Raw genomic sequence first — 24,849 nt, 5'->3', positions numbered from 1 at the left:
CGACACGCATCGCCATGATGGGCATACTCCTTTCTCGAAGTCATGGCGTCAGACCGAGCGCCGCGCACTTCCTGCCAGAGGCGCTAAACGGAATTTACAGAAAGGATGGTACACAACCCGCCGAACGCGACGTGGTGCCGCTCGCCTGGGGTGAGAACGGCTTTCGCGAGATCTCGAATTCCAAGCACCCCATCCACACGCCCAAGGATCTCGTCGGCCTGAAGATTCGCGTGGTCGGCTCGCCGCTCTTTCTCGCCACCTTCAATGCCTTGGGCGCCAACCCGACGCAGATGAGCTGGGCCGATGCCCTGCCGGCGATGGCCACCGGCGCCGTCGATGGCCAAGAGAACCCGCTGGCCGTCTTCAATGCCGCCAAACTGCACACGGTAGGGCAGAAATACCTCACGCTTTGGGGCTACGTCGCCGACCCCTTGATCTTCGCCGTGAACAAGACCGTCTGGAACAGCTGGACGCCGCAAGATCGCCAGCTCGTGCTCGAGGCGGCGCAGCAAGCCGCGCGCGAAGAGATCGCTCGTGCCCGCGCTGGCATCACGGCCGAGGACGACAGCCTGCTCAAAGAGATCGCCGCCAACGGCGTCGAGATCGTGCATCTGACACCGGCCGAGCGCGATGCTTTCCGCCAGGCCACCGCCGGCGTCTACAAGGAATGGGCAGACAAGATCGGCGCCGATCTCGTCAAACAAGCCGAAGAGGACATCGGCAAACGCTGAGACCGTCTCTCCACGGGGCCGCGATGCGGCCCTGGCATCCAACGAGTTCGAGTCGAGCATGCAAACCCCTGAAGAATCCACCGTCGCCGCTGCAGAAGCGCACGCCTATTCCTGGGAACAGATCATCGTCGGCCTGGTGATGGCCGTGATCGTCGCCATCACCTTTGCCAACGTCGTCGTGCGCTACTTCACCGCCCAATCCATCGCCGCCACCGAAGAGCTGTCGATCGCGCTCTTGCCCGTGCTGGCTTTCCTCGGCTCGGTCCCTGCCTATCTGCACGACCGACACATCCGCGTCACCTTCTTCGTCGAACGCTTGCCGCGACGATGGCGCTTCTTCGCGGCACGGCTCGACGCCCTCGTCACTGTCGCCCTCTATCTGTTTATTACCTGGTATGCGGCGCGCCTCACCTACGATCAGTTCCGTTTCGAGGAAACCTCGCCGGCGCTGGGTGTGCCGCAGTGGTGGTACACGATCTGGTTCCCGCTGCTGTCGTTTGTCATCGCCGCGCGCCTTGCTCTGGCGCGATTCCGGGGAACGCGATGATCGGAGCCACGCTCGTCTCCCTCTTCCTGCTCGCACTCCTTGCCGGCATGCCGCTTGCCGTTGGTCTGGGGCTCGCCAGCGTCGCAGTGCTCGCCCTGGCCGGGTTCGACCAACTCGCCGTCCCCACCAACCTCTATGCTGGCATCGCCAAATATCCCCTGCTGGCGATCCCGATGTTCATCCTCGCTGGCATGATCTTCGAGCGCTCCGGCGTCGCGCTGCGCCTCGTGCGTTTCATCAGTGCGCTGGTCGGCGAATGGACCGGCTCGCACGCCGTCGTCGCCGTGCTGGTTTCAATGCTGCTCGGCGGCATTTCCGGCTCGGGGCCGGCCGATGCCGCCGCGGTCGCCTCGGTGATGCTGCCCTCCATGATCGCGCGAGGTTACCCCAAAGGGTTCTCCGCCAGCCTCATCGCCGCCGCCGGCTCCACGGCCATCATCATTCCGCCGTCGGTGGCCTTCATCGTCTATAGCGTGATGGTCCCGGCGGCCACGGTTCCGGCCCTTTTCGCCGCCGGATTGATCCCCGGAATCATCGCCGCGCTGTGCCTGCTCATCCCGGCGCTCCTCATCAGCCGCCGCCACGGCTACGGCCGCGGCGAACGCCGCGAGCGCCCTCCCCTGGGAAAGAGTTTCTTCGAGGCCATCTGGGGGTTGCTCGCACCGGTCATCATCCTCGGCGGCTTGCGCACCGGACTCTTCACCCCCACCGAAGCGGCAGTGGTGGCGGTGGCCTATGGTGCGTTCGTCGGGGTTTTCATCTACCGCAGCCTCGAGCTCAAAGGGCTGTTCCGCATCCTCGTCGATGCCGGAGAGCTCTCCGCCGTCGTGCTGATGATCATCGGTATCGCCTCGGTATTCGCCTGGGCCGGCAATACGCTGGGCATCTTCGACGCAGCCGCTTCCATGCTCGTCGCCTTCCATTCGAGCCCGGTATTGATGCTCGTGTCGATCAACGTGTTGCTGCTCGTCGCCGGGATGTTTCTCGACGCGATTTCGATCTTCCTCATCCTCCTGCCGCTGCTCGTTCCGATCGCCCAGACCATGGGCTGGGATCTCGTCTGGTTCGGCGTGATGATGACGATCAACCTCGCGATCGGGCAATTCACGCCGCCGATGGCGCTGGCGTTGATGATCACCTCGCGCATCGCCGGCATTCGCATGGAAGAGACCTTCCGTTGGGTGCTGTGGTTCGTGCTGGCGATGCTCCTGGGCCTTGCGGCGATGATCGTCTTCCCAGAATTGGCGCTGTGGCTGCCACGCCGAATGGGAATGGGGTGAGAAAAAAGCACCAGGCTCCAAACTGGTGCATCGTTTCACCACAACGGTGCGATAATTATCAGATTTGGTGCGGGGCGAAGGGCGTGCGCTGCGCACCGGCCCGTTGTTCTCACCCTGAAAGACATCAAGCCATGAAATACTCCACGCTGCAAAGCTTTCTCGACTATGTTGCGCAACGCAACCCCGGTCAGCCCGAGTTCCTGCAGGCGGTGACCGAGGTGATGGAAAGCCTCTGGCCCTTCATCACCCAGCACCCGCGCTACGCGCAGCACGCGCTGCTCGAGCGTCTCGTCGAACCCGAGCGCGTCATCATGTTCCGCGTCTCCTGGGTGGACGATCGCGGCGAAGTGCAGGTCAACCGCGGCTACCGCATCCAGCACAGCTCGGCCATCGGCCCCTACAAGGGCGGGCTGCGTTTCCACCCCTCGGCGAATCTCTCCATCCTCAAGTTTCTCGCCTTCGAGCAGACGTTCAAGAACGCTCTCACGACGCTGCCCATGGGCGGCGGCAAGGGCGGTTCCGACTTCGACCCCAAGGGCAAGAGCCCGGGTGAAGTGATGCGCTTCTGCCAAGCCTTCATCACCGAGCTCTACCGCCACATCGGCGCCGACACCGACGTGCCCGCTGGGGACATTGGCGTGGGCGGGCGCGAAGTCGGCTTCATGGTCGGCATGATGAAGAAGCTCACCAACGACTCCTCCTGCGTCTTCACCGGCAAGGGGCTCTCCTATGGCGGTTCCCTCATCCGGCCCGAATCCACCGGCTACGGCACGGTGTACTTCGTCGACGAGATGCTGCGCCATGCCGGCCGCAGTCTGGAAGGGATGCGCGTGGCGGTGTCAGGATCGGGCAACGTCGCCCAGTACGCCATCGAGAAACTCATGCAGATGGGGGCCAAGCCTGTCACGTGCTCGGATTCGAGCGGCACGGTGATCGACGAAGAAGGATTCACGCCGGAAAAACTCGCCATCCTCATGGAGGTGAAGAACCACCGCTACGGGCGTGTCTCCGAATACGCCCAGCTCGTCGGCGCCACCTTCATTCCGGGCGCCAAGCCGTGGAGCGTGCCGGTGGACGTGGCGCTGCCGTGCGCGACGCAAAACGAGCTCGATGCCGACGACGCGATGACGCTGGTGGAAAACGGCGTAGTGGCGGTGGCCGAGGGCGCGAACATGCCCTGCACCCCGGAAGCGGTCAAGATCTTCGAGCACCGCGGCGTGCTCTACGCTCCGGGCAAGGCGAGCAACGCGGGCGGCGTGGCCACCTCCGGTCTGGAGATGAGCCAAAACGCCATGCGCCTTTCCTGGACCCGCGAAGAGGTCGACGCCCGCCTCAAGAAAATCATGCAAGGCATCCACGAGGCCTGCTTGCAATACGGCCGGCGCGAGGACGGCACGGTAAGCTATAGCGACGGCGCCAACATCGCCGGCTTCGCCAAGGTGGCCGACGCCATGCTCGCCCAAGGTGTGATCTAATCCTCCCGTGCCCGGGCCGCTGCCCGGGCACCTTGAACGGAGGAGATCGCGATGCGCCGCTTCCTGTTTCTGTTCGTTCTGCTGCTCGCGGCACCCTACGCGTTTGCCGACACGATCGCGGTAGCGGTGGCAGCAAACTTCACCGCCCCCATGCGCGAGCTTGCCGAACGCTTCCGGCGCGACACCGGCCATGAACTCCAGCTCTCGTTTGGCGCGACGGGCAATTTCTATGCCCAGATCCGCAACGGCGCGCCGTTCGCCGTCCTCTTGGCCGCGGACCAGGAAACCCCTGCCCGGCTCGAGCAGGAAGGCTACGCGCTGGCGGGCAGCCGCATCACCTACGCCGTCGGCAAACTCGCCCTCTGGAGCCCCGATCCCGCCCTCGTCGACGAGGGTGGCGAAGTGCTGCGGCGCGGCAACTTCAACCGGATCGCGCTCGCCAACCCGCGCCATGCCCCTTACGGCGCCGCGGCGGTGGCAGCCATGCAGGCGCTCGGAGTGCATGAGCCGTTGGTGGCGAAATTCGTGCTGGGCGAGAACGTCGGCCAGGCGTTCCAGTTCGTCGCCTCCGGCAACGCCGAACTCGGTTTCGTCGCCCTGGCGCAAGTCTACGAGGCGCCGGGAAGGTTGCGCCCGGGCTCGCTGTGGCTCGTGCCCCAGACGCTCTATCCGCCGATCCGGCAAGATGCGGTGATCCTGCTGCCCGGCGCGAAGGACGGCCGCCCCACCGAGGCCGTCGCCCGTCTGCTCACCTACCTGCAGGAGCCGGCGGCCCGCGCCCTGATCCGCGCCTACGGCTATGAGTGAGGCAGGCGCCGGATGACGCTCACCGCCGAGGACTGGCAGGCGATCCGCCTGACCCTGGCGCTGGCCGCGACGACGACGGCGCTGCTCCTCGCGCTCGCCACGCCACTCGCGTGGTGGCTCGCCCGCACCCGCTCCCCCTGGAAAGGGCCGGTCGCGGCGCTCGTCGCGCTGCCGCTCGTACTCCCGCCCACGGTGCTGGGCTTCTACCTGCTCATTCTTCTCGGTCCGGTCGGACCCGTGGGCAAGCTGACCCAGGCGCTCGGGCTGGGCATCCTGCCGTTTACCTTCTCCGGCCTCGTCGTCGCCTCGGTGCTGGCCTCCCTGCCGTTCGCGGTGCAGCCCTTGCAGCAGGCGTTCACCGCGCTGGGGGAAGCACCGCTCGAAGCAGCAGCCACTCTTCGTGCCGGTCCGTGGGACCGCTTCATCCACGTCGTGCTGCCGCTCGCGCGCTCGGGCTTCCTCACGGCGGGGGTGCTGAGCTTTGCGCACACGATCGGCGAATTCGGCGTGGTACTGATGATGGGGGGGAACATTCCCGGCCGCACGCGAGTGGTCTCGGTGCAGATCTATGATCACGTGCAAGCCTTCGCCTATGAGCAGGCGCACGCCCTCTCCGCCGTGATGCTCGGCCTGAGCTTCGCGGTCCTGCTGGTGCTCTATGGACGCGGCACACCTTCGGCCGGGCGCTGACGCGCGCATCGAGGCGTGCTTTCGCTTCGCCTATCCCGGTTTCACCTTGGAGGTGGAGCTCGACCTTCCGGGGCGCGGCGTCACCGCCCTCTTCGGCCCTTCAGGCTCCGGCAAGACCAGCCTACTGCGCGCCCTCGCCGGGCTCGACCGGCACCGCGAGGGCTACGTGCGCGTCAATGGCGCGCTGTGGCAGGACGACGTTCGCTTCGTCCCGCCCCATCGCCGGGCCATCGGCTACGTGTTCCAGGAATCCAACCTCTTCGCGCACCTCGACGTGGCCGGAAACTTGCGTTTCGGCTGGCGGCGCATCCCGCCGAGCGAGCGGCGCATCGCCTTCGAAGAAGCGGTGGAGCTGCTCGGTCTCGCCCCCCTGCTCACCCGCCTGCCGGCGCGCCTCTCGGGCGGCGAGCGCCAACGCGTGGCCATCGCCCGGGCGCTGCTCACCTCGCCGCGGCTGCTGCTCTTGGACGAGCCGCTCGCCTCTCTCGACCGGGAGCGCAAAGCGGAGATCCTGCCCTACCTCGCGCAAGTAAAGCGAACCCTCGACATTCCCATGCTCTATGTCTCGCACGCCCCCGAAGAGGTCGGCCGGCTCGCCGACCACCTCGTCCTGCTCGAAGGCGGGCGCGTGCGCGCGAGCGGCCCCTTGCAGGAGACGCTGGCGCGGCTCGATCTGCCTTTGGCCTGTGACGAAGACGCCGCCGTAGTGATCGAAGGGGCGGTCGTCGACCATGACGCGACCTATGCCTTGCTGACGGTGGAATTCGAAGGAGGCACGCTGCTCGTACCGCACCGCCAGGAGCCGCCGGGCACGAAAATTCGGCTGCAAGTACGCGCCCGCGACGTCAGCCTGGCGCTCACCGAGCACGCGGACAGTTCCCTCCTCAACCGTCTCCCCGCCGTGGTGCAGGAAGTGCGGGCACTGGACGCCGCCCATGCCCTGGTCCGGTTACAGGTGGGCCCAACCCCCCTGCTTGCCCGCATCACACGGCGCTCGGCCGAAGCGCTCGGCGTGCGCCCCGGTACGCGCCTGTGGGCCCAGATCAAGGCGGTGGCAGTGCTCAGCTGAGCGCTCAATGCCCCTCGACGCAGATCTCGCGCCGCGCCACCGCAATGGCGGTGCGCACCAGCAGCAGCACGATGAGCAGGGTCAGGACCGCCAGCAGTACGACCCCCAGCACGCGGTAGCAGCCCAAGCCCGTCTCCTTGGCCATGATCAGGGTTGCGATGGTGAGCGCCGCGAGCGGAAAGGAATACGCCCACCACGACAGGAAGAACTTCAGCCGCACGAAGTAATTCGCCTGCACCGCAAGCAGCAGCGCGAAAAAGAGTGCCACGCCGTAGAGCACGTGCGCGAAGGCGTCGACCTGTCCACCCAGGTTGTACCAGTAGATGAACCCCACCGCCGGCGGCGCGATAAAGATGAACAGCGTCGGCACAAAGCGCTCGGGCAGGCTGGTATGAAAGATGAGACGGTAGAAGAGGATCGCCGTGAGCACCGGCCAGAAAAAGAGACCGACGCTGTAGAAGAACCACGACACTTCGGTCGGCGCGTGGTGTACCCCGGCGATCGGCACGAGGATGTTCCCCACCACGGGGATGAACCACGCCGGGTTCATGTGCGTGATTTCGTATTTCGTGTGATGCATCCACGACGACATCACATAGAGCGTGAGTGCCAGGTGCAGCACGGTGCCGATGCTCCACAACCAGAAGGAGAGGCGCGGCGCATCGTGCAGCAGCGCGATCGACAGCAGGATCATGCCGATCGAGATCGTCGGGCCGAACGCCTGCTTGACCGGGTGGGTGAACTCCTCGCGCACCGCGCCGGGATATTTCACCGCCTTGGCCGCATACAGCACCGCCACCAAGAAGAACAAGCCCAAGGCGACCCAACGCAGCACGCAGCTGGGGGCGAAACCAACGTCGTAGACCGTTTCGGCCCGCATCCAGGCGATCGAGAATCCCGTGAAGCCCATGATCATGGAGAACCATGCCACGGGGAAGTTCTTGATTCGGGAAACATTCGGTTGGGTTAATGATTAAGACATAGTCATGTATCAACTCCCTCAGAGGTCGGCAAAGCGCCACGCCAGCGCCGCGGCCAGCGCCGCGAACGCCGCCCAGCCAGAGAAGAGCCACCGCCACAACCAGAAACGCGGGATGAAGCCCACCCCGCGCACGAAACCGGCCGCCATCGCCCAGAACCACAGCATGGCCAGACCGTGGTTCGCCTTCCCGGAAGCCTCGGCCAGCCAATCGGGGCGGAAACTGCCCACCAGCATCAAGACGATTCCCAGCCCTAACGCCAGCGGTTGGACCGAGGCCGATCGACCCGGCTCTTCGGCACCCTGCTCTTGCGCCTCAACTGGGGCTTGCATCGCCTTGTCCCCGACCTTGCCGCGCCCTCGCCTCTTCCTGCGCTTCCCACCACAGGCCGACGACGATGGCCAAGAGGATGGCAAAACCCACGCCCAACGCCCAAGCAAAATACCACATATGAATCTCCTTCGGATCCGGGGCGGCGAAGCGGGATGCGTCGCCGCGGGTTGTGTCCGTTCAGTACGCCTGCTTCTCGTTTTCCAGGATGTAGGCCTTGGTCACCTTGCCGGCCATCACCTTGTACGCCCAGCTGGTATAGACGATGATGAGCGGCATGAAGATGAGGGTAGCCCAGAACATCACCGTGAGCGTGAGGTGGCTCGAAACCGAATCCCACACCGTGAGCGAAGAGCGCAGGTCGGTGGAAGAAGGCATGACGAAGGGGAACATCGCCACCCCGGCCGTGCCGATGATGCCGGCGATCATCACGCTCGAAGCCCAGAAGGCAAAGAAGGTACGACCGGCTCGCACCGCCCACATCGCCGCGAGACCACCGAGGAAGGCGAGCGCCGGCACCGCCCACAAGAGCGGCTGATGCCGATAATTCGCCATCCAGGCCCCGGCCTCGCGCACCACTTCCTTGGCGAGCGGATTGGGCAAGCTGGCTGGATCGGCTCCGGCAGCGATCACGTAGCCAGGAATGGCCTGCACCCACAGCCCGGCGGCGGCAAAAGCCGCGAGCGCGATCACGCCGAAGAGAAGTGCTGCGCGCACCGAGCGCTGCTGGATCTCCCCTTCCGTGCGATGCGCCAGATAGACCGCGCCGTGAAAAGTGATCATGGCCGAGCTCACCACCCCGGCGAGCAACGCGAAGGGGTTGAGCAGGCCCCAGAAGGACCCTTCATAGTAGGGCACGAGGTTGGCGTCGAAATGGAACGGAACGCCTTGCAGCAGGTTGCCGAACGCCACGCCGAAGATGAGCGGCGGCACCGCCCCGCCCACGAACAGACCCCAGTCCCAGGTCTTGCGCCACGTGGCATTGTCGATCTTGCTGCGGTAGTCGAAGCCTACCGGACGGAAAAAGAGCGCCCACAGCACGGCGAGCATCGCCCAGTAAAAGCCCGAGAAGGCCGTGGCATAGACCAAGGGCCAGGCGGCAAAGATCGCCCCGCCGCCGGTGATGAACCACACCTGGTTGCCGTCCCAATGCGGGCCGACGGTGTTGATGATGACGCGCCGCTCGGTGTCGTCCTTGCCGACGAAAGGCAGCAGCGTCCCCACCCCCATGTCGTGCCCGTCCATCACGGCAAAGCCGACGAGCAGCACGCCGACGAGCAGCCACCAGATGACCTTCAGCGTTTCATAATCCAGCATGATCCTCTCCCGAGATAGGGGTTTTCAGGCAGACTGCAGCGCACCTTGACGTTCCCAGTAGTAGCGTCCGGTACCCAGCGAGGAAGGGCCCAGCCGACCGAAGCGGAACATCAGGTAGAGCTCGACGATGAGGAGCAGCGTGTAGAAGCCGACGAAACCGGCAAGCGACCCGTAGAGGCTCTGCACCGAAAGGGTGGAGACGGAGAGATGGGTGGGCAGCACTTCGGCGATCGTCCAGGGCTGCCGGCCGTATTCGGCGACGAACCAGCCCATCTCAGAAGCCACCCACGGCAGCGGCAGGAAGTACAGCGCCCAGCGCAGCAGCCAGCGTTTTTCGGCGAACGTGTCCTTGACGCTGTACCACAGCGCCACCGCGAAGAGGGCGATGAAGGAAAAGCCCAGCAGCACCATGAGGCGGAAGGTCCAGAAGAGGGGCTTCACCGGCGGTATCGTCGAGGCGGCGGCCTTGTCCATGATCTCGGGCGTGACCTGCATGATGTCCGCCACGTATTTGCGCGTCAGCAGCCCGAAACCGAGGTTTTCCTTGTGCGTTTCGAAGAGCGCCAGCGCCTGGGGGTCGGACGCGTCGCGGCGCAACACGTTGAGCGCCTTGACCGCCTCCACCCCGGATTCGACCCGCTCGCGGTTGCGCGCGATGATCTCCTTGATTCCGGGCAGGGGCGTATCGAGCGAGCGGGTGCCGATGATGCCGAGCACCCACGGGATCTCGAGCTCCCAGGTATTGCGCTGATTGGCCTCGTCGATGCCGGCGACGAGCTTGAGGGCGGCCGGGGCCGGCTCGGTCTCCCACATCGCCTCCAGGGCGGCGAGTTTGCTCTGCTGCTTCTCGGCCATGGTGTAGCCGGATTCATCGCCGAGCACGACCACCGAACAGGCCGAGGCGAAGCCGAAGGCGGCCGCCACGCGGAAGCTGCGCTTGGCGAATTCGAGGTCCCGTTTCTTCAGCAGATAATAAGCCGAGATCGAGAGCACGAACATGGCGCCGGTGACGTAGCCGGCCGACACGGTATGCACGAACTTGGCCTGCGCCACCGGGTTGAAGACCACGTCCCAGAAACTCGTCATCTCCATGCGCATGGTCTGGAAGCTGAATTCCGAGCCCACGGGATTCTGCATCCAGCCATTGGCCACCAGGATCCACAGCGCCGACAGGTTGGTCCCCACGGCCATGAGCAGCGTCACCAGAAGGTGCTGGGGCCGTGATAGGCGATTCCAGCCGAAGAAGAAGAGCCCGATGAAGGTCGATTCGAGGAAGAAGGCCATCAGCCCCTCGATGGCGAGCGGCGCGCCGAAGATATCGCCCACGTAGTGCGAGTAATAGGCCCAGTTGGTGCCGAACTGGAATTCGAGCGTGATGCCGGTGGTGACGCCAAGGGCAAAGTTGATGCCGAAGAGCTTGCCCCAGAACTTCACCATGTCCTGGTAGACCTGCTTGCCGGTCATCACGTAGAGCGACTCCATGATCACCAGCATCCAGGTGAGCCCCAGGGTGAGCGGCACGAAGAGAAAGTGGTACATCGCCGTGGCGGCGAACTGCAGGCGCGAGAGATCGACGAGCGTTTCGTTCATGTTATGGCTCCTGCGAAACGGAAAGAACCGGAGAAGACGGCGAAGAAGAAGGCTTGGAAGCGACGGGAGGCGCCCCGGCGGCCTGGGCCTGCATCCGCTCCGCGCCCACCTCCACCCGTGCATCGCGAACGAAGACCCACCACAAGGCGGTGAGCAGGATCAGTTTGAGCAGCAGCACCACGACGATCTCGCGACGCAATCGCCGGGCAGCCGTTTTCGCTTGCATGGAAGAAGCCCTCCTCGCGTACACCCTCGCTCATAGTAATGAAGCCAATCGGGATCGTCAATTGATGATGGTCAAAAAATTTAAGCGATTCAAGGAATTACAAAAAATGAGACCGCGTCTTTTCTATGAGCAAATTATGTGCCAAAAACAGGTGAAAAAAATTTCTCCCGATGATCCAGCACCTTACCCCCTGGCGCTGCGCCATCCTCGGCGCCGACCCCCAAAATCCTGACAAAAATGGCAAAATAACGCAGAAATTTTTGCCAGGAATGTCAGTCATGCCGCTCCCCACCGAACTGCTCCAGCTGCTCGAAGCCTTACCGGAACCTCGCATCGTCGTCGATACCGCCTACCGCATCCTCGCTGCCAACTCGGCCTACCGTCGCGAGTTCGGCGAGAATCCCGAAGTAATCGGCCGGACCTGCTACGAGGTGTCACACCACTTCGACCGCCCCTGCGATCAGCAGGGTGAATCCTGTCCCCGGCAACAGGCATGGAAAAGCGGCCGCCCAAGCCGTGTGATCCATCGCCATCACACGCCACGCGGCGAGGAGTTCGTCGAGGTCGAGCTGCTCCCCCTGCGCGATGCGGCGGACAAAACAACGCTCTTCGTCGAGACGATGCGGTTTCTCGGCGGGAAGCACCTGCCGGCACCCGTGCTGGGCATGGTCGGCCGCTCGCCCTCCTTCCTGCAGATGCTGGAACTCCTCGAACGGGCCGGACCGTCGAATACCCCCGTGCTGCTGCTGGGCGAATCGGGCACGGGCAAGGAACTGGCCGCCCAGGCGCTGCACCGCCTTTCGCCGCGCCGCGACCGGCCCTTCGTGCCGCTGGACTGCTCCGGGCTGCCCGAGACGCTCTTCGAGTCCGAACTGTTCGGCCATGAGAAAGGGGCCTTCACTGGGGCCACCCAGCGCAAGGCCGGGCTGGTCGAGCTTGCCGACGGCGGTACGCTCTTTCTCGATGAGATCGGCGACCTGCCGCTCACGCAGCAGGTGAAGCTGCTGCGTCTGCTGGAGACGGGCACCTACCGGCGCGTGGGCGGGGTGGAGACGCTGCGCTCGGATTTCCGCCTGGTGGCCGCCACCCACCGCGACCTGCAGCGCATGGTGGAAGACGGCACGTTCCGCCGCGACCTCTACTATCGCATCAGCGCCTTTCCCGTGCGCCTGCCGCCCCTGCGCGAACGGCGCGAGGATCTGCCTCTGCTCGTGGCCCACCTGCTCGAGCGGCTCGCCCCGCAGCGCAAGGTGCGCTTGAGCCCCGAGGCCATGGCCCGCCTGATGAAACACGATTTCCCCGGCAACGTGCGCGAGCTGCGCAATCTCCTCGAACGGGCGCTCCTGCTCGCAGACGGCGAACTGATCGAGCCTCGGCATCTCACCGGATTCGCCGACGGGCCATGCACCGAACCAGAACGCGCGAGCGAAGCGGAGATCCTCCCCCTGGACGAAGTCGAGCGGCGCTACCTGCGCCATGCGCTCGAGCAACTCGGCGGCGACAAGAAGGCGCTGGCCGCGCGCCTGGGCATCAGCGAGCGCACGCTCTACCGCAGGCTCAGGGGCCTGCTTTGACTCATGCGGTATGGACTCTTCCTTGGTCTACCGTCGTCTCGCCCACGTTTTGGGCGCATCGAAAACCCTATCTGTCAGGTATCCGCCACAGGCGCGACTCCACGGTGCGCTACAGCGCCTCGGCGCAGAAAGTCGTCGGCGTGACGATACGCGCGCGGCCAATGCTGCCGCGTTGCAACAGCCCGGCGCGGCGGTCGCCGGTTACCAGGTAGTCGGCTTCGCCGGCCAGGGCCATCGCCAGTAGGAAGGTGTCGTTCGGATCGTTTGCCTCGATGTCGTCCGGCAAGGCCAGAAGTACCTCCAGCACGAGGGCGCGCTGCATATTGTTGAGCATCGTGCCGATGCGGTGCGCAGGCAAGATGGTCTTGAGCTTCGGGTAGCGGCTCACACGCCGCAGTTCGTCGAGTTGCGCCCTCGAAGTCACCAGCTCGAAGCGCGCCGCACGCCAGGCGCGATAGATGGCGTCGGGCGGGCCGTGTGGAGAGATCAGCGCACCGAGCAACACGTTGGTGTCCAGGATGACCCGCATCAGTGTTCACGCGCCCACTGCACCGCCTCATCGATGAGATCGTTCAGCTCGGCCTCGCCCATGCCAGAGGCAGCCGTCTTGGCCTGCTCGACGGCGCGCTCCAGGAGATAGGCGCGCACGGCTTCCTCGATGAAGCGCGACAGATCGCCCTTGCGCCCGCCGCCTTGCGCGGCGAGGAACATGCGCACGGACTGATCCAGTTCCGGCGACACGGCGATGTTCCAACGCACGGTATTCATGATGCCCTCCACATCAGTGTTTGAGTATATAGGTGTTTATACACCTCAAAGGCAATCCCCGCAACTAGAACAAAGGGACACAGCCGAACAAAGGGACACCCACTTATCTCGGGTAGCGTAGCGTAGCGTCGCACCACGCCGCCTTTCTCGAGCAGCTCGGCGGCGACAAGAAGACGATGGCCGCGCGCCTGGGCATCCGCGAGCGCACGCTCTACCGCAAGCTGGGCTGAGCCGTTTTCCTTGCCGGCAGGACGCTCGTTGACGTTTCCTTCACCTCGGCGTGACGCCCCCTTGACCGCCCTTTTTCTACACTCCGGCCCCAATTCTCTCGCCGGACACGAAGCCTCATGCCGCTTCCCCGTCACGCTCAGCCCCGTTTTCTCGCGCTCGTCCTCCTTGCCTGGCTGCTCGTCTTCTTCCTCACCCGCACGGCCCTGCTTCTGCTGCATCCGGGCGAGGCGGTGAGTACGCCGATCGATGTGCTGCGCATCTACGGCGTCGGTCTGGCCTACGACCTCGCCTTCCTGGTCTACGCGGCCCTGCCGCTCGCCTTCTACCTCTTCGTGCTGTGTCCGAACCGACTGTGGGCCGCGCGGGCGCACCGCGCCTTCCTCTATGCGCTCACGGCCTCGAGCCTCTTTGCCATGCTCTTCGTGGCCACGGCCGAATACTTCTTCTGGGACGAATTCGGCGCGCGGTTCAACTTCATCGCCGTCGATTACCTCGTCTACACCACGGAAGTGATCGACAACATCCGCGAGTCCTACCCCGTGGGGCCGCTGATCGCGGGGCTTGCCGTGCTCGCGCTCGCGCTGACCTTCGCCCTGCGCCGGGTGATCGCCCGCACGCTGGAGTCCCCGCCCCTGTCGCTCAAGCCGGGCCTTGCCGCCTTCGCCGGGCTGGTCGTGCTCGCCGCCCTCGATGCGGGCTTCGTCGACCAGGATTTCCCCATGGGGCAGGAACAGAACACCTATCGGCGCGAACTCTCCGGCAACGGGCCGTACCAGTTCTTCGCGGCCTTTCGCAACAACGAGATCGACTATCGGCGCTTCTACGCCACCCTGCCTGAAGCCGAGACGGGGCCGGTCTTGCGCGAAGCACTCGCCGAGCCCAACGCGACCTTCCTCAGCCAGGATCTCCTCGACCCGCGCCGACGCATCGTCAACGGCGGTCCAGAGCTGCGGCGCAACATCATTCTCGTGACAGTGGAGAGCCTCAGCGCCAAGTTCCTCGGCAGCAACGGCGATCCGCGCGGACTCACTCCCAACCTCGACGCCCTGCGCCGCGAAAGCCTCTATTTCAACAACTTCTACGCCACCGGCACCCGCACCGACCGCGGCCTGGAGGCGGTCACCCTGTCGGTGCCGCCCACGCCGGGCCGTTCCATCGTCAAGCGCATCGGGCGCGAGAGCGGCTATGCCAGCCTCGGCCAGCAGCTCGTGGCCAAGGGGTACGACGCCGTCTTCGTCTATGGCGGGCGCGGCTACTTCGACAACATGAACGCATTCTTCAGCGGCAACGGCTACCGCATCGTCGACCAGAGCAGCGTGCCCGAGTCCGAGATCCACTTCAAGAACGCCTGGGGCATGGCCGACGAGGACCTCTACGCCCAGGCGATGAAAGTGGCCGACCAGGACCATGCCGGGGGCAAACCGTTTTTCCTGCACATCATGACCACCTCGAACCACCGTCCCTATACCTATCCCGACGGACGCATCGACATCCCCTCGGGCAAGGGGCGCGACGGCGCGGTGAAATACACCGACTATGCCATAGGCAAGTTCCTGGCTGAAGCGCGCAGCAAGCCCTGGTTCAAGGACACGATCTTCGTCTTCCTCGCCGATCACACCGCCGGCAGCGCCGGCCATGAAGACCTGCCGGTGGCGAACTACCACATCCCGCTCTTCATCTACGCGCCGGGCTTCATCGCCCCGCGCGAGGTCTCGGCGCTGGCGAGCCAGATCGACCTCGCTCCCACCCTGCTCGGGCTGCTGCACATGGACTACGTCTCCACCTTCTACGGACGCGACGTGCTGCGCGACGAGACCCGCCCGGGGCGCGCGCTCATCGGCAACTACCAGCACCTGGGGCTTTTCGACGGCAAGGATCTGGCGATCCTCAGCCCGCGCAAGAAGATCCGCCTGCGCGAGAATGCCGCGGCGGATGAAGAGCACGAACGCCCTGCGGCGCCGGAAGACCCCCTCGTGCGCCGCGCCATCGCCTACTACGAAGACGCGAGCCATGCCTTCCGTAACGGGCTGCTCGCCTGGCGAGCACAAGACCTCACCGCCGCCAAGTAATCCGTCCCCCTCCTCTTCCGACCCCGGCCTCGCCCTGTGCGAGCCCGGGGTCGCGTCTTTTTCGTCCCCTGGTTTTCGCGTCGCCTCCGTTGCCGGAGCGGGCATTGCCAGATTGGGTGATCCGAAAAATCTTGCATGATCGAAGAAGTTGACGCACAATCGAAGATGTTTACCACTTTTTTAGTGAAGATCATGGCGGAAATGACGGATACCACGACGCAACCGATCGACAAGGCCCATCTGCGCGGGTGGTTCGAATTGCCGTTTTTCGAGCTGCTGCATCGTGCCCACGAGACCCACCGGCGCCATTTTCCCGGCCACCGCATCCAGCGATCGGCTCTCTTGTCCATCAAGACGGGGGGATGTTCCGAAGATTGCGGCTACTGCGCCCAATCGGCGCGCCATCATGCGCACTCGCGCGAGCCCTTGCTCGATACGCAGACCATCGTACGCCACGCGGCGGCGGCCAAGGCGGCCGGCGCCACGCGCTTTTGCATGGGCGCAGCCTGGCGGGCGCCCAAGGAAAGGGACTTGGAGCGGGTGGCCGAAGCGGTCGCGGAGGTCAAGTCACTGGGGATGGAGACCTGCGTGACGCTCGGCATGCTCTCGGCGCCCCAGGCCGCCCGCCTCAAGGAGGCGGGGCTCGATTACTACAACCACAACATAGACACTTCGCCGGAGTATTACGGCAAGGTGATCACGACGCACACCCTGAGCGATCGCCTGCGCACCCTGGAGGCGGTACGCGAGGCCGGCATCAAGGTCTGCTGCGGCGGGATCATCGGCATGGGCGAGACGCGCGAAGACCGCATCTCCCTGCTGGCGCTCCTGGCCGGCCTCGAACCGCAACCGGAGTCGGTGCCCATCAACCAGCTCATCCCCATTCCGGGCACGCCGCTTGCCGACGCGCCGCCCATCGATCCGTTCGAGCTCGTGCGCACGATCGCGGTCGCCCGGCTCGCCCTGCCGCGGAGCTACGTGCGCCTGTCGGCCGGCCGCGGCCAGATGAGCGACGAGCTCCAGGCGCTGTGCTTCTACGCCGGGGCCAATTCCCTCTTCTACGGCGAAAAACTCCTCACCACCGGGAACCCGGACGTCGCGCACGACGACGTCCTGCTCGAGCGGCTCGATTTGCGGCCGGAGTGAGATTCATGGAAGCCCCCGCTTTGTTCGCCCAGGAAGCAACGCAATGGGAACGCCGCAGCCTCGAGGCCGTATGGCACCCGTGTACCCAGATGCAACGCCATCTGCCTGCTGGCGATCCGAATGCCCTCCCGCTCTTGCCCGTAGCCCGTGCAGCAGGCCCATGGCTATATGGTTTCGACGGTCGGGCCTACTACGATGCCATCTCTTCGTGGTGGACCACGCTCTTCGGTCACCGGCATCCTCCCATCATCGCCGCGATCAAGGAACAGCTCGATACGCTCGACCACGTGCTGCTTGCCGGTTGCACCCATGCTGCCGCGGTCGAACTGGCGGAACGGCTGCGTGCCCTGACGGGAGGGCAACTCGGGCATGCTTTCTTCGCTTCCGATGGCGCCAGCGCTACCGAAATCGCGTTGAAAATGGCAGCCCATTACGCCAGAAACCGAGGATTCCCCTGCAAGACCGGTTTCGTTTGTTTCGCCGGTGGCTATCATGGAGAGACGATCGGCGCGCTCGGCGTTACCGACGTTCCTCTCTTCCGGCAGGCCTATGAACCCCTGTTGCGCCCGGCGACGATTCTGCCCTGTCCCGACGCCCGTCTCGGCCCCCCGGCACTCGAACGAGCGGTTTGCGCTCTACGGTCGCACCTCCAAGCCCATGCCGAAGAGGTGGCCGCGGTGATCGTCGAGCCCATGGTGCAATGCGCTGGCGGCATGATCATGCATTCGCCGGAATTCTTGCGCTGCGTGCGCCGTCTGTGTGACGAATACGGCGTGCTGCTGATTTTCGACGAAATCGCAGTGGGATGTGGGCGAACAGGACGCCTGTTCGCCCACGAGCACGCCGGCGTGCGCCCTGACCTGCTCTGCCTGTCCAAGGGAATCACCGGTGGTACCTTGCCGCTGGCAGTAGTGCTCACCACCGATGAAGTGTTCGAGGCCTTTCTCGATGAGCGCATCGAACGCGGATTTCTCCATTCCCATTCCTACACGGGAAATCCCCTTGCCTGTCGTGCCGCTTGTGCCACCTTGGCGCTCCTTGAAGAGCCTGGCATACCAGAAAGGCTGGAAGCGCTCGGCGCGGCCTTCGAACGCGCTTTGGCACCCATTGCGGCGCAACATGGGGCTGCTCACCTGCGCCGCTGCGGTACCCTCGTGGCTTTCGACCTACCCAAGGCAGCGGAGGATTTTCCACGTCGCGCCGCCGTAGCTGCGCTCGAGCATGGCCTGTTGCTGCGACCTTTGGGTCGGACGGTCTATGTCATGCCCCCTTACGAGACGCGTCCCGAGGAGGTGGATTTCGCCTGCGAAGCGATCGTGCGCACCTTGGCCGACGTCCTTTGATCCCTGCGTGAGGCCGTTGCATGCATGATTCGTCACCTTCCTTCGTACGAGGATGGCTCGCCGAGCGGCAGGATCGAGGGCTACTGCGTCGCCTGCGACGCGCGTCACCAGTGGCTTCGAGCGCACGCTTCGTCCATGACGGACGACAAGGAATCAGTTTCGCCAGCAACGACTATTTGGGACTGGCGCACCATCCTGCCCTCGTCGAAGCGCTGATCGAAGGGGCGAAGATCTGGGGCGTCGGTGCCGGTTCCTCGGCCTTGGTGGGCGGCTATACCGAGGCGCACGCAGTGCTGGAATCCGAGCTCGCTGCCTTCCTGGGGTTTCCCGCGGCCCGAGTCTTCACCTCCGGCTACGCCGCCAACCTCGCGGTGATTACCGCCTTTGCCCGCGAAGCGCCGACGGCCATTTTTGCCGACAAACTGGTTCATGCCTCGCTCGTCGATGCGCTGCAACTCGCCCGCGCTGGCGGCGCCAAAGTTCGACGTTATCCCCATGGCAACCTCTCCTTCCTCGGCCAATGGCTGGAAAAATCCCGAGAGCCGGTGAAACTCGTCGTCACCGATGGGGTGTTCAGCATGGACGGGGACATCGCTCCGCTGTCAGCGCTCTCGGAGCTGGCGCGCGCCCACGGTGCCTGGCTCATCGTCGACGATGCCCACGGATTCGGTATTCTCGGGCCTGCCGGACAGGGAAGTTTTGCCGATGCCGGTCTGACTCCTCAATCGCATTGGCTCTGGGGCGTCACGTTTGGGAAAGCGTTGGGTGCAATGGGTGCCGCCGTGCTGGGCGCAGAAGAGGCGATGCTCTGGCTCGATCAGGCCGCGCGGACACACATCTATACGACCGCCATGCCGCCCGCGCTGGCACACGCCGTGCATACCGCCCTGCAGCTGGTGCGCGAGGAAACGACGCGTCGTGATCGACTCGCTGCGCTCATTCACCACTGGCGCCAGGGAGTGGCCCGGTTACCGGCGATCGAGGTGATCCATGCGCCGGAACCGCCAGAGAGCAGTAGCTCGGCCCTTCCCCGCTTGCCGTTTTCTCGTACCCCGATCCAACCCTTGATCTTGGGATCACCGGGGCAAACACTCGCCATTGAGCAAGCCTTGGCGCAGGCCGGGTTTTTCGTGCCGGCGATCCGCCCACCCACCGTCCCCGAGGGCAGCGCACGCCTGCGTTTTTCCTTATGCGCCGATCACGGCGAGGCTGAGCTCGATGCCTTGCTCGAAGTGCTGTCGCCGATCTTCCAGCAGTTCCCCACGGCAGACAAATGATGAACGAATGCAAGATGCCCATCCGGCGTGCTTTCACCCGACGGCGGCACAGCTATGCAGCCCACGACTACCCACAGCGACGCATCGCGGCCCACCTCGCCCAACGACTCGTCACCGTCTCGGACATGCCCGAGGGCTGGATCATCGACGCGGGCTGTGGCATCGGGCGCGATCTGCCGCTGCTGGCGCAGCGCTTCGGTCACGAGCGTCTTCTTGCCGTGGATTTCTCCCCCGAGGCCTTGGCCCTGATGCCGGCATCGGAAGTCACTCGCCTGTCGGCCGACCTCGAACTCCTGCCTTTGGCCGATGCCATCTGCGCCGGCTACTGGAGCAACTGCGCCTGGCAATGGACGCGGCCGCAGAGCGTTCTCGCACAGGCTTGGCGCGTCCTCAAAGCGAGGGGATGGCTATGGGCGAGCATCGTCCTTGCGGGCACGTTCCCTGAACTCGATCGAGCAGTGCGAACAGTGGGCGTCACGTCTGCCTTGGCGCGACTACCGGCCGAAACCGAGTGGGAGCACGCCCTTGGAACCCATTCGTGGTACGCATGCCGCTGGGAAATTCGCCATTTCACTTTTTATTATCCCGATGCAGAAACCCTCCTCCATGCGATTCGAGGCGTCGGAGCAAACCCGACGACACATTCCGGTTCCCCTGTTTGGACCCCCGGACGCCGGCGCGCACTACTCGATGCCCTGGAACGAGAGCGCACGGAAGAAGGATTGGGTTTGAGCTACCGCGTGGGTTTCTTGGCGGCCTGCAAAAAAGGAGGCTGAAAAACATGAATCCGGGCATATGGTTCCTCACCGGCACTGATACGGAGATCGGTAAAACCCATGCTGCTTGCCAGCTGCTCGTACGAGCACGCACCTCGGGGTGGCGCGCCGTGGGTGTCAAAGCCGTCGCCGCGGGCGTGGATGAAACGGGGTTCAATGAAGACGTAGTCGCACTCGCAGAAGCCGACAGCGTCGATCTTCCGGCTGCAGTGCGAAATCCCTACTGTTTCAAAGCCCCCATCTCGCCCCACCTGGCAGCGGCCCAAGAAGGCGTAAAAATCGACCTGGAAAAAATCGTCTCGGCCGTTGCCAAGGCACGCAGGTACGCCGATCGGGTACTGGTCGAAGGTGCTGGGGGGTTTCTCGCTCCACTTACGCCAACGCACACCATGGCCGACCTGGCAGTAGCGCTCGGAGCCCCTGTCATCCTCGTCGTAGGAATGCGCCTTGGTTGCCTCAACCATGCACTGCTCACGGTAGAGGCGATCGATCGACGAGAGCTGGTTTTGGCCGGATGGATTGCCAATTGCCTCGATTCTGAAATGGCCAGCCTCGACGGCAATCTCGCCACCCTACGGCAAACGATCTCAGCCCCCTGTCTGGGCGTGATTGCTCACGGCAGCAGACGCGACGACATCGGCTGGGTGCGCTGGCCCGATGAGCGCTGAATCACTCCGACTCCGTTCCTGTCTTTGCTTTTTGCTGGCACAGAAAGCGGCGAATCTCCCCTGCCATGAAGTCCGTCCTGCCCCAAAACGGGGCATGCGCCGCGCCTTCCACCGCGACGAAACGCCCCCGAGCAACGTGGTCCGCAATCCAACGACCGGCAATCGGCGGAATCAAACTGTCCGCGGTGCCATGGAATACCAAAACGGGCACTCCGAGTCCGAGCAGGGTGGCGCGAAGGTCTATCTCCTGTAGCCAATCCAGTCCCGTGGCCAGCGCTTCCGTCGAAGGAAAATCGTCCATCTGACGCATTAGCTGTCGGGAGATGTCTGTGGCCCTGAGATCTCCTCGATTGAAATCGACGATGAATCGGCGTAGAGAGGCAGCAGGCTCCGTACACACTTGTTCCCGAAAAGAAGCCAAACGCTCTGGTGCCAAGCCGTATGGCCATCCTCTGCGACGGACGAACGAAGGGGTGGGAGAGATGGCCACGACCGCAGAAAAGACGTTCGGCGCCAAAGAGGCTGCCGCCAAAGCCAGCATGGCACCTAGGGACCAGCCCACAAGACACGCGCCTTCAGGGGCCTCGTTGCTCAATCTTTGTACCGCCTCGGCGCAGGTATCCGCCTTGGCTGTATGCCCTGGCAAATCGTGCCACTGGGCTCCGAGTACGGAAACGAGGCCAGCCAAAGGCCCCCGACCGAGACCCCAGCCAGGCACACACAGAATCGGTGTCACGACGTCTCCGCGGCCTTGGCTTTCTTCCTCGTCGCGGAGCGCCCTTTCTTCTCCGACGCCTCGCGCGGCTCGAATTCGAAGCCGATCTTGCCGTCGGGTTGGCGCACGAGGTAGGCGGAGAACTTGCGCCGCGTGCGCGCTGACACGAAGCCGGTGAGGAGATCGGTCTTGCCCTCGGAAAGGAGCTTCTTCATCTGCTCCGGCTCGATCGGTTGCTGCAAGATGGTGCGGCCGCTGCGGAAGTCGCAGGTCTTGTCGGGGCCGAGCGACTTGGTGCACACGTAGCTCGTGCCGTGCTCGACCACCGGCGCGCCGCACTTGGGGCAGGGCCCGAGCGATTCGCGTTCGGCCAGATCCGCCGGCACTTCCTCCGGCGGTTCGACGGCGAAGGCGAACGTAGGCTGCTTGGCCTCGTCGAGCACCAGCTCGGCGGCGAAGGGCCGCCCCAGGCGGCTGCGAAACCCCTCCAGCGGGCCGATTCGGCCTTGGGTGAGCAGCGCCTCGGCTTCGGGCACGTCGATCTGCCGGCCGGCGATGATTTTCCACATCGACCAGCCGCACTGATCGCATTGAAAGGTCTTGTAGGTTTCGCGCACGGTGCCGCCGCACTTGGGGCAGGGCGCCTGCAGGGTGGCGAAGTCGCCGGGCACGGTGTCGGATTCGTGGCGCTTGGCGCGTTCGACGATGTCCTGCGCCATACGCGCGATCGAGGCCATGAACTCTTCGCGCGCGAGCCGCCGCTTCTCCATCAGGGCGAGCTTGTGCTCCCACTCGCCGGTGAGTTCGGGCGAGGTGAGCGCGTCGATGCCTAAGCCTTTCAAGAGGGTGATGAGCGAGAAGGCCTTGGCGGTGGGTACGAGCTCGCGCCCCTCGCGCACAAGGTATTTTTCTTCCAGCAGACCCTCGATGATCTGGGCGCGGGTGGCGGGCGTTCCCAGACCCCGCTCGGCCATGGCCGCGCGCAGTTCCTCGTCTTCGACGAGCTTGCCTGCGCCTTCCATGGCGGAAAGGAGCGTGGCCTCGGTGTAGCGCGCCGGCGGCTTGGTGTGCAAGTCCTTGATCTCGACGGCCTCGGTATGAACGGTCTCGCCGGGGGCGACGGGCACGAGTTCCCCTTCGCCCTCGCCAGCGGCCCGTTTGCCGTAGACCTCGAGCCAGCCCGGGGCGACCAGTACCTTGCCTTCGGTCTTGAAGGCGTCTTCGCCCACGCGGGTGATGCGGGTGGTGACACGGTATTCGGCCGGCGGATAGAAGACGGCGAGGAACCGCCGCGTGACCAGGTCGAAGATCTTCTGTTCGGGTTCGGACAGCCCTTTGGGCACCACGCCAGTGGGGACGATGGCGAAGTGGTCCGACACCTTGGCGTTGTCGAAGATGCGCTTGTTGGGTTTGACCCAGCCTTGGGCGAGGATCTTGCCGGCGAAGGGTTGGTATTCCGACGGCAGCTGCGCCAGCACCTCGCGCACGGTGCCGATCATGTCCTCGGGTAGCGCCCGGGCGTCGGTACGGGGATAGGTGAGCGCTTTGTGCCGCTCGTAGAGCGCCTGGGCAATGGCGAGCGTGTTGCGCGCGGAGAAGCCGAAGCGGGCATTCGCCTCGCGCTGCAGGCTGGTGAGGTCGAAGAGCGGCGGGGCGATCTGCGTGCTGGGCTTGGCGGTTTCCTCAACCACACCCGGCTGGTCCAGGACGCGATCGCGGATGGCTTCGGCGCGCTCCCGCTCCCACAGACGGTAGGGGCTGGCGTGCTCGTCGCCCTCGGGCTTTTTGAATTTTTCGTCGAACCAGCGGCCGGTGTAGGTGCCGGCGGCAGCGCGGAAGGTGGCTTCCACTTCCCAGTAGGGGCGGGGCCGGAAGGCGCGGATCTGACGTTCGCGCTCGACGACCATGGCGAGCGTGGGCGTCTGCACCCGGCCCACCGTGGTGAGATGAAAGCCCCCCGACTTGGAGTTGAAGGCGGTCATGGCGCGCGTGCCGTTGATGCCGATGAGCCAGTCGCTCTCGGCGCGGCTCACGGCGGCCTGGCGCAGCCCTTCCATCTCCTCGGCCGAGCGCAGGTGGGCGAAGGCCTCGCGGATCGCCTGCGGCGTCATCGATTGCAGCCACAGGCGCTGCACGGGTTTGTCGATCTTGCCGTACTGCACGATGTAGTTGAAGATGAGCTCGCCTTCGCGCCCGGCGTCGCAGGCGTTGATGAGCCCGTCGACGTCCTTGCGCTTGGCAAGGCGCAGCAGGAGTTTGAGCCGGTCCTCGCTCTTGGCGATGGGCTGCAGCTCGAAGCGCGGCGGGATCACGGGCAGGTTGGCGAAGCTCCACTTGCCGCGCTTGACCTCGCATTCGTCCGGCGCCTTGAGTTCGAGCAGGTGCCCGACGGCGGAGGAGAGGACGTACTGTTCGGACTCCCAGTAGTCCTTTTCCTTGTGAAAGCCTCCGAGCGCGCGGGCGATGTCCTGCGCGACGGAGGGTTTTTCGGCGATGATGAGTTTCTTGCCCATGGATTCAGTGCAGCCGCGGCGGTTCGGCGTCTTCGTCGTCTTCGACGCGCAGCAGTTCGTCGACGACGAGGGGATCGAGTTCCCGTTCATGCTGCCACAGCACCATCAGCGCGAGCACCTTGAAATCGTCCGGATCGAGCGGCGTCGCGCCGAATTCCAGGGCGCGGTCGATGAGGGTTTCGCGCAGCGCCTCGTCGATGGCGCCGTGGCGTTGCAGGAAGTAGACCAGGTTCTGCCCGGCGGTTCCCAGGACTTGCCGTTCTTCTTCGGTGAAGATGCGCACGCTGCCGCCGGCGGGCGGGATACGCCACGAAGGGGAAAGGGCCTCGGCGTTTCTGAGCGTGTCGAGCCAGGAGAGCGCCTCGTCGATCTCGTCGCCCTCGAAACCGGCATCGGCGAGCCGCGCGCGCAGCTCGTCCGGATCCTTCGGTGCCTCGTTGGGTCCGGCATAGTTTTCAAAGAGATAGACGAGGACATCGAACATGGAGAGATTCCTTCAGCGGGTGCGTTGGTAGCGGCCGCCCGGCAGGCGCACGACGGCGCCGTCGAGTTCCAGCGGCAACAGCATGGCCGAGAGTGCCTCGCTCGTCAAGCCCGTGCGATGCATCAGTGTAGCGAACAAATAAACTGTCCGGACTTGTAGCACGAGGTTTGTCCGGTTTTCATTAGGTATGGAAGGAGGTGCCTAATGAGACGGACGCAGTTGCTACAGGAGGTACGGAAGATG

At 64.6% G+C, this 24,849-nt stretch carries 27 protein-coding genes and 1 pseudogene; 16 read left to right on the top strand and 12 right to left on the bottom strand.

What is annotated here, in order from left to right:
* From dctP to modC, 7 genes are all read left to right on the top strand, one after another.
* A partial coding sequence (gene dctP / locus EPD82_RS11315) for a TRAP transporter substrate-binding protein DctP (RefSeq protein ID WP_170210835.1) occupies window positions 1–731 on the top strand: 731 nt, incomplete at its 5' end.
* A 58-nt stretch (window positions 732–789) separates the two neighbouring features.
* On the top strand, window positions 790–1,278 hold the full coding sequence (locus tag EPD82_RS11310; RefSeq protein ID WP_055422987.1) for a TRAP transporter small permease: 489 nt from the start codon (window positions 790–792) through the stop codon (window positions 1,276–1,278).
* On the top strand, window positions 1,275–2,558 hold the full coding sequence (locus tag EPD82_RS11305; protein ID WP_055422988.1) for a TRAP transporter large permease: 1,284 nt from the start codon (window positions 1,275–1,277) through the stop codon (window positions 2,556–2,558). The genes EPD82_RS11310 and EPD82_RS11305 overlap by 4 nt, the downstream gene beginning before the upstream one ends.
* Window positions 2,559–2,689: 131 nt before the next feature.
* On the top strand, window positions 2,690–4,033 hold the full coding sequence (gene gdhA, locus EPD82_RS11300) for an NADP-specific glutamate dehydrogenase (protein ID WP_141056698.1): 1,344 nt from the start codon (window positions 2,690–2,692) through the stop codon (window positions 4,031–4,033).
* Between the two features lie 51 nt (window positions 4,034–4,084).
* On the top strand, window positions 4,085–4,840 hold the full coding sequence (gene modA, locus EPD82_RS11295) for a molybdate ABC transporter substrate-binding protein (RefSeq protein WP_141056697.1): 756 nt from the start codon (window positions 4,085–4,087) through the stop codon (window positions 4,838–4,840).
* A gap of 12 nt (window positions 4,841–4,852) precedes the next feature.
* Window positions 4,853–5,530: a molybdate ABC transporter permease subunit gene (modB, locus tag EPD82_RS11290; RefSeq protein WP_141056696.1), complete on the top strand. Its 678-nt coding sequence runs from the start codon at window positions 4,853–4,855 to the stop codon at window positions 5,528–5,530.
* Complete coding sequence (gene modC, locus EPD82_RS11285; protein ID WP_055422992.1) at window positions 5,499–6,599, top strand: molybdenum ABC transporter ATP-binding protein; 1,101 nt, start codon at window positions 5,499–5,501, stop codon at window positions 6,597–6,599. Before modB ends, modC begins: the two co-directional genes overlap by 32 nt.
* Window positions 6,600–6,603: 4 nt before the next feature.
* On the opposite strand, the gene EPD82_RS11280 is transcribed toward modC, so the two are convergent.
* The 6 genes from EPD82_RS11280 to cydP form a co-directional block, all read right to left on the bottom strand.
* On the bottom strand, window positions 6,604–7,530 hold the full coding sequence (locus EPD82_RS11280; protein ID WP_198288983.1) for an SLAC1 anion channel family protein: 927 nt from the start codon (window positions 7,528–7,530) through the stop codon (window positions 6,604–6,606).
* A 69-nt stretch (window positions 7,531–7,599) separates the two neighbouring features.
* A complete protein-coding gene (locus tag EPD82_RS11275) occupies window positions 7,600–7,911 on the bottom strand; it encodes a cyd operon YbgE family protein (RefSeq protein ID WP_055422994.1) in 312 nt (103 codons plus the stop codon).
* Window positions 7,895–8,029, bottom strand: a complete 135-nt coding sequence (gene cydX, locus EPD82_RS11270; protein ID WP_055422995.1) for a cytochrome bd-I oxidase subunit CydX — start codon at window positions 8,027–8,029, stop codon at window positions 7,895–7,897. Before cydX ends, EPD82_RS11275 begins: the two co-directional genes overlap by 17 nt.
* A gap of 60 nt (window positions 8,030–8,089) precedes the next feature.
* Window positions 8,090–9,226, bottom strand: coding sequence for a cytochrome d ubiquinol oxidase subunit II (gene cydB / locus EPD82_RS11265; RefSeq protein ID WP_206202288.1), 1,137 nt, complete (start codon window positions 9,224–9,226; stop codon window positions 8,090–8,092).
* 24 nt (window positions 9,227–9,250) lie between these two features.
* Entirely contained in the window at window positions 9,251–10,816 is a 1,566-nt protein-coding gene (locus EPD82_RS11260) for a cytochrome ubiquinol oxidase subunit I (protein WP_141056694.1), read from the bottom strand.
* Between the two features lies 1 nt (window position 10,817).
* Entirely contained in the window at window positions 10,818–11,042 is a 225-nt protein-coding gene (gene cydP / locus EPD82_RS11255; RefSeq protein ID WP_055422998.1) for a cytochrome oxidase putative small subunit CydP, read from the bottom strand.
* Here cydP and EPD82_RS12090 point away from each other — a divergent pair.
* A complete protein-coding gene (locus EPD82_RS12090) occupies window positions 11,041–11,274 on the top strand; it encodes a hypothetical protein (protein ID WP_141056693.1) in 234 nt (77 codons plus the stop codon). The two genes, cydP and EPD82_RS12090, sit on opposite strands and share 2 nt — an antisense overlap.
* A 46-nt stretch (window positions 11,275–11,320) precedes the next feature.
* A complete protein-coding gene (locus EPD82_RS11245) occupies window positions 11,321–12,616 on the top strand; it encodes a sigma-54 interaction domain-containing protein (RefSeq protein WP_082438352.1) in 1,296 nt (431 codons plus the stop codon).
* Window positions 12,617–12,725: 109 nt separating this feature from the next.
* Here EPD82_RS11245 and EPD82_RS11240 read toward each other — a convergent pair whose 3' ends face one another.
* Together EPD82_RS11240 and EPD82_RS11235 are read right to left on the bottom strand one after the other, a co-directional pair.
* Window positions 12,726–13,145, bottom strand: a complete 420-nt coding sequence (locus tag EPD82_RS11240; protein WP_055422999.1) for a putative toxin-antitoxin system toxin component, PIN family — start codon at window positions 13,143–13,145, stop codon at window positions 12,726–12,728.
* Entirely contained in the window at window positions 13,145–13,384 is a 240-nt protein-coding gene (locus tag EPD82_RS11235) for a ribbon-helix-helix domain-containing protein (protein WP_055423000.1), read from the bottom strand. The genes EPD82_RS11240 and EPD82_RS11235 overlap by 1 nt, the downstream gene beginning before the upstream one ends.
* A gap of 155 nt (window positions 13,385–13,539) precedes the next feature.
* Between EPD82_RS11235 and EPD82_RS12445 the strand changes: the two are divergent.
* The 7 genes and pseudogenes from EPD82_RS12445 to bioD form a co-directional block, all read left to right on the top strand.
* Window positions 13,540–13,614 (top strand): annotated as a pseudogene (locus tag EPD82_RS12445) (helix-turn-helix domain-containing protein); the annotation flags it as partial.
* A gap of 117 nt (window positions 13,615–13,731) precedes the next feature.
* Complete coding sequence (locus EPD82_RS11225) at window positions 13,732–15,684, top strand: LTA synthase family protein (RefSeq protein ID WP_141056692.1); 1,953 nt, start codon at window positions 13,732–13,734, stop codon at window positions 15,682–15,684.
* Window positions 15,685–15,876: 192 nt separating this feature from the next.
* Window positions 15,877–16,830, top strand: a complete 954-nt coding sequence (bioB, locus tag EPD82_RS11220) for a biotin synthase BioB (RefSeq protein ID WP_141056691.1) — start codon at window positions 15,877–15,879, stop codon at window positions 16,828–16,830.
* Between the two features lie 5 nt (window positions 16,831–16,835).
* Complete coding sequence (locus EPD82_RS11215) at window positions 16,836–18,173, top strand: adenosylmethionine--8-amino-7-oxononanoate transaminase (RefSeq protein ID WP_141056690.1); 1,338 nt, start codon at window positions 16,836–16,838, stop codon at window positions 18,171–18,173.
* A 110-nt stretch (window positions 18,174–18,283) separates the two neighbouring features.
* A complete protein-coding gene (locus EPD82_RS11210) occupies window positions 18,284–19,450 on the top strand; it encodes an 8-amino-7-oxononanoate synthase (RefSeq protein WP_055423003.1) in 1,167 nt (388 codons plus the stop codon).
* A gap of 14 nt (window positions 19,451–19,464) precedes the next feature.
* The gene (locus tag EPD82_RS11205; RefSeq protein WP_055423004.1) at window positions 19,465–20,226 is read left to right on the top strand and encodes a methyltransferase domain-containing protein; all 762 of its coding nucleotides are present in this window, start codon (window positions 19,465–19,467) and stop codon (window positions 20,224–20,226) included.
* Window positions 20,227–20,231: 5 nt separating this feature from the next.
* Window positions 20,232–20,894: a dethiobiotin synthase gene (gene bioD / locus EPD82_RS11200; RefSeq protein ID WP_055423005.1), complete on the top strand. Its 663-nt coding sequence runs from the start codon at window positions 20,232–20,234 to the stop codon at window positions 20,892–20,894.
* Window position 20,895: 1 nt separating this feature from the next.
* On the opposite strand, the gene EPD82_RS11195 is transcribed toward bioD, so the two are convergent.
* From EPD82_RS11195 to EPD82_RS11180, 4 genes are all read right to left on the bottom strand, one after another.
* Entirely contained in the window at window positions 20,896–21,456 is a 561-nt protein-coding gene (locus EPD82_RS11195; protein ID WP_072247907.1) for an alpha/beta fold hydrolase, read from the bottom strand.
* 170 nt (window positions 21,457–21,626) lie between these two features.
* A complete protein-coding gene (locus EPD82_RS11190) occupies window positions 21,627–24,122 on the bottom strand; it encodes a DNA topoisomerase III (protein WP_141056687.1) in 2,496 nt (831 codons plus the stop codon).
* Window positions 24,123–24,126: 4 nt separating this feature from the next.
* A complete protein-coding gene (locus EPD82_RS11185) occupies window positions 24,127–24,606 on the bottom strand; it encodes a Smg family protein (RefSeq protein WP_055423008.1) in 480 nt (159 codons plus the stop codon).
* A gap of 12 nt (window positions 24,607–24,618) precedes the next feature.
* The gene (locus EPD82_RS11180) at window positions 24,619–24,744 is read right to left on the bottom strand and encodes a DprA-like winged helix domain-containing protein (RefSeq protein WP_206202287.1); all 126 of its coding nucleotides are present in this window, start codon (window positions 24,742–24,744) and stop codon (window positions 24,619–24,621) included.
* Window positions 24,745–24,849: the final 105 nt, after the last annotated feature.

The sequence above is a fragment of the Tepidiphilus succinatimandens genome (assembly GCF_006503695.1).
Classification (GTDB): Bacteria; Pseudomonadota; Gammaproteobacteria; order Burkholderiales; family Rhodocyclaceae; genus Tepidiphilus; species Tepidiphilus succinatimandens.
Note: the sequence above shows the minus strand (reverse complement) of the source record. Positions and strands in the feature narration are given on the sequence as shown.

Coding starts and splice junctions, on each gene's coding strand:
- EPD82_RS12090 (WP_141056693.1), top strand. CDS start 11,041: ATGGAAGAAGCCCTCCTCGCGTACACCCTCGCTCATAGTAATGAAGCC.
- EPD82_RS11185 (WP_055423008.1), bottom strand. CDS start 24,606: ATGTTCGATGTCCTCGTCTATCTCTTTGAAAACTATGCCGGACCCAAC.
- EPD82_RS11225 (WP_141056692.1), top strand. CDS start 13,732: ATGCCGCTTCCCCGTCACGCTCAGCCCCGTTTTCTCGCGCTCGTCCTC.
- EPD82_RS11305 (WP_055422988.1), top strand. CDS start 1,275: ATGATCGGAGCCACGCTCGTCTCCCTCTTCCTGCTCGCACTCCTTGCC.
- cydB (WP_206202288.1), bottom strand. CDS start 9,226: ATGCTGGATTATGAAACGCTGAAGGTCATCTGGTGGCTGCTCGTCGGC.
- modB (WP_141056696.1), top strand. CDS start 4,853: ATGACGCTCACCGCCGAGGACTGGCAGGCGATCCGCCTGACCCTGGCG.
- EPD82_RS11310 (WP_055422987.1), top strand. CDS start 790: ATGCAAACCCCTGAAGAATCCACCGTCGCCGCTGCAGAAGCGCACGCC.
- modA (WP_141056697.1), top strand. CDS start 4,085: ATGCGCCGCTTCCTGTTTCTGTTCGTTCTGCTGCTCGCGGCACCCTAC.
- modC (WP_055422992.1), top strand. CDS start 5,499: ATGGACGCGGCACACCTTCGGCCGGGCGCTGACGCGCGCATCGAGGCG.
- bioD (WP_055423005.1), top strand. CDS start 20,232: ATGAATCCGGGCATATGGTTCCTCACCGGCACTGATACGGAGATCGGT.
- bioB (WP_141056691.1), top strand. CDS start 15,877: ATGGCGGAAATGACGGATACCACGACGCAACCGATCGACAAGGCCCAT.
- EPD82_RS11205 (WP_055423004.1), top strand. CDS start 19,465: ATGCCCATCCGGCGTGCTTTCACCCGACGGCGGCACAGCTATGCAGCC.
- EPD82_RS11190 (WP_141056687.1), bottom strand. CDS start 24,122: ATGGGCAAGAAACTCATCATCGCCGAAAAACCCTCCGTCGCGCAGGAC.
- EPD82_RS11235 (WP_055423000.1), bottom strand. CDS start 13,384: ATGAATACCGTGCGTTGGAACATCGCCGTGTCGCCGGAACTGGATCAG.
- cydP (WP_055422998.1), bottom strand. CDS start 11,042: ATGCAAGCGAAAACGGCTGCCCGGCGATTGCGTCGCGAGATCGTCGTG.
- EPD82_RS11245 (WP_082438352.1), top strand. CDS start 11,321: ATGCCGCTCCCCACCGAACTGCTCCAGCTGCTCGAAGCCTTACCGGAA.
- EPD82_RS11240 (WP_055422999.1), bottom strand. CDS start 13,145: ATGCGGGTCATCCTGGACACCAACGTGTTGCTCGGTGCGCTGATCTCT.
- EPD82_RS11260 (WP_141056694.1), bottom strand. CDS start 10,816: ATGAACGAAACGCTCGTCGATCTCTCGCGCCTGCAGTTCGCCGCCACG.
- EPD82_RS11215 (WP_141056690.1), top strand. CDS start 16,836: ATGGAAGCCCCCGCTTTGTTCGCCCAGGAAGCAACGCAATGGGAACGC.
- gdhA (WP_141056698.1), top strand. CDS start 2,690: ATGAAATACTCCACGCTGCAAAGCTTTCTCGACTATGTTGCGCAACGC.
- EPD82_RS11275 (WP_055422994.1), bottom strand. CDS start 7,911: ATGCAAGCCCCAGTTGAGGCGCAAGAGCAGGGTGCCGAAGAGCCGGGT.
- cydX (WP_055422995.1), bottom strand. CDS start 8,029: ATGTGGTATTTTGCTTGGGCGTTGGGCGTGGGTTTTGCCATCCTCTTG.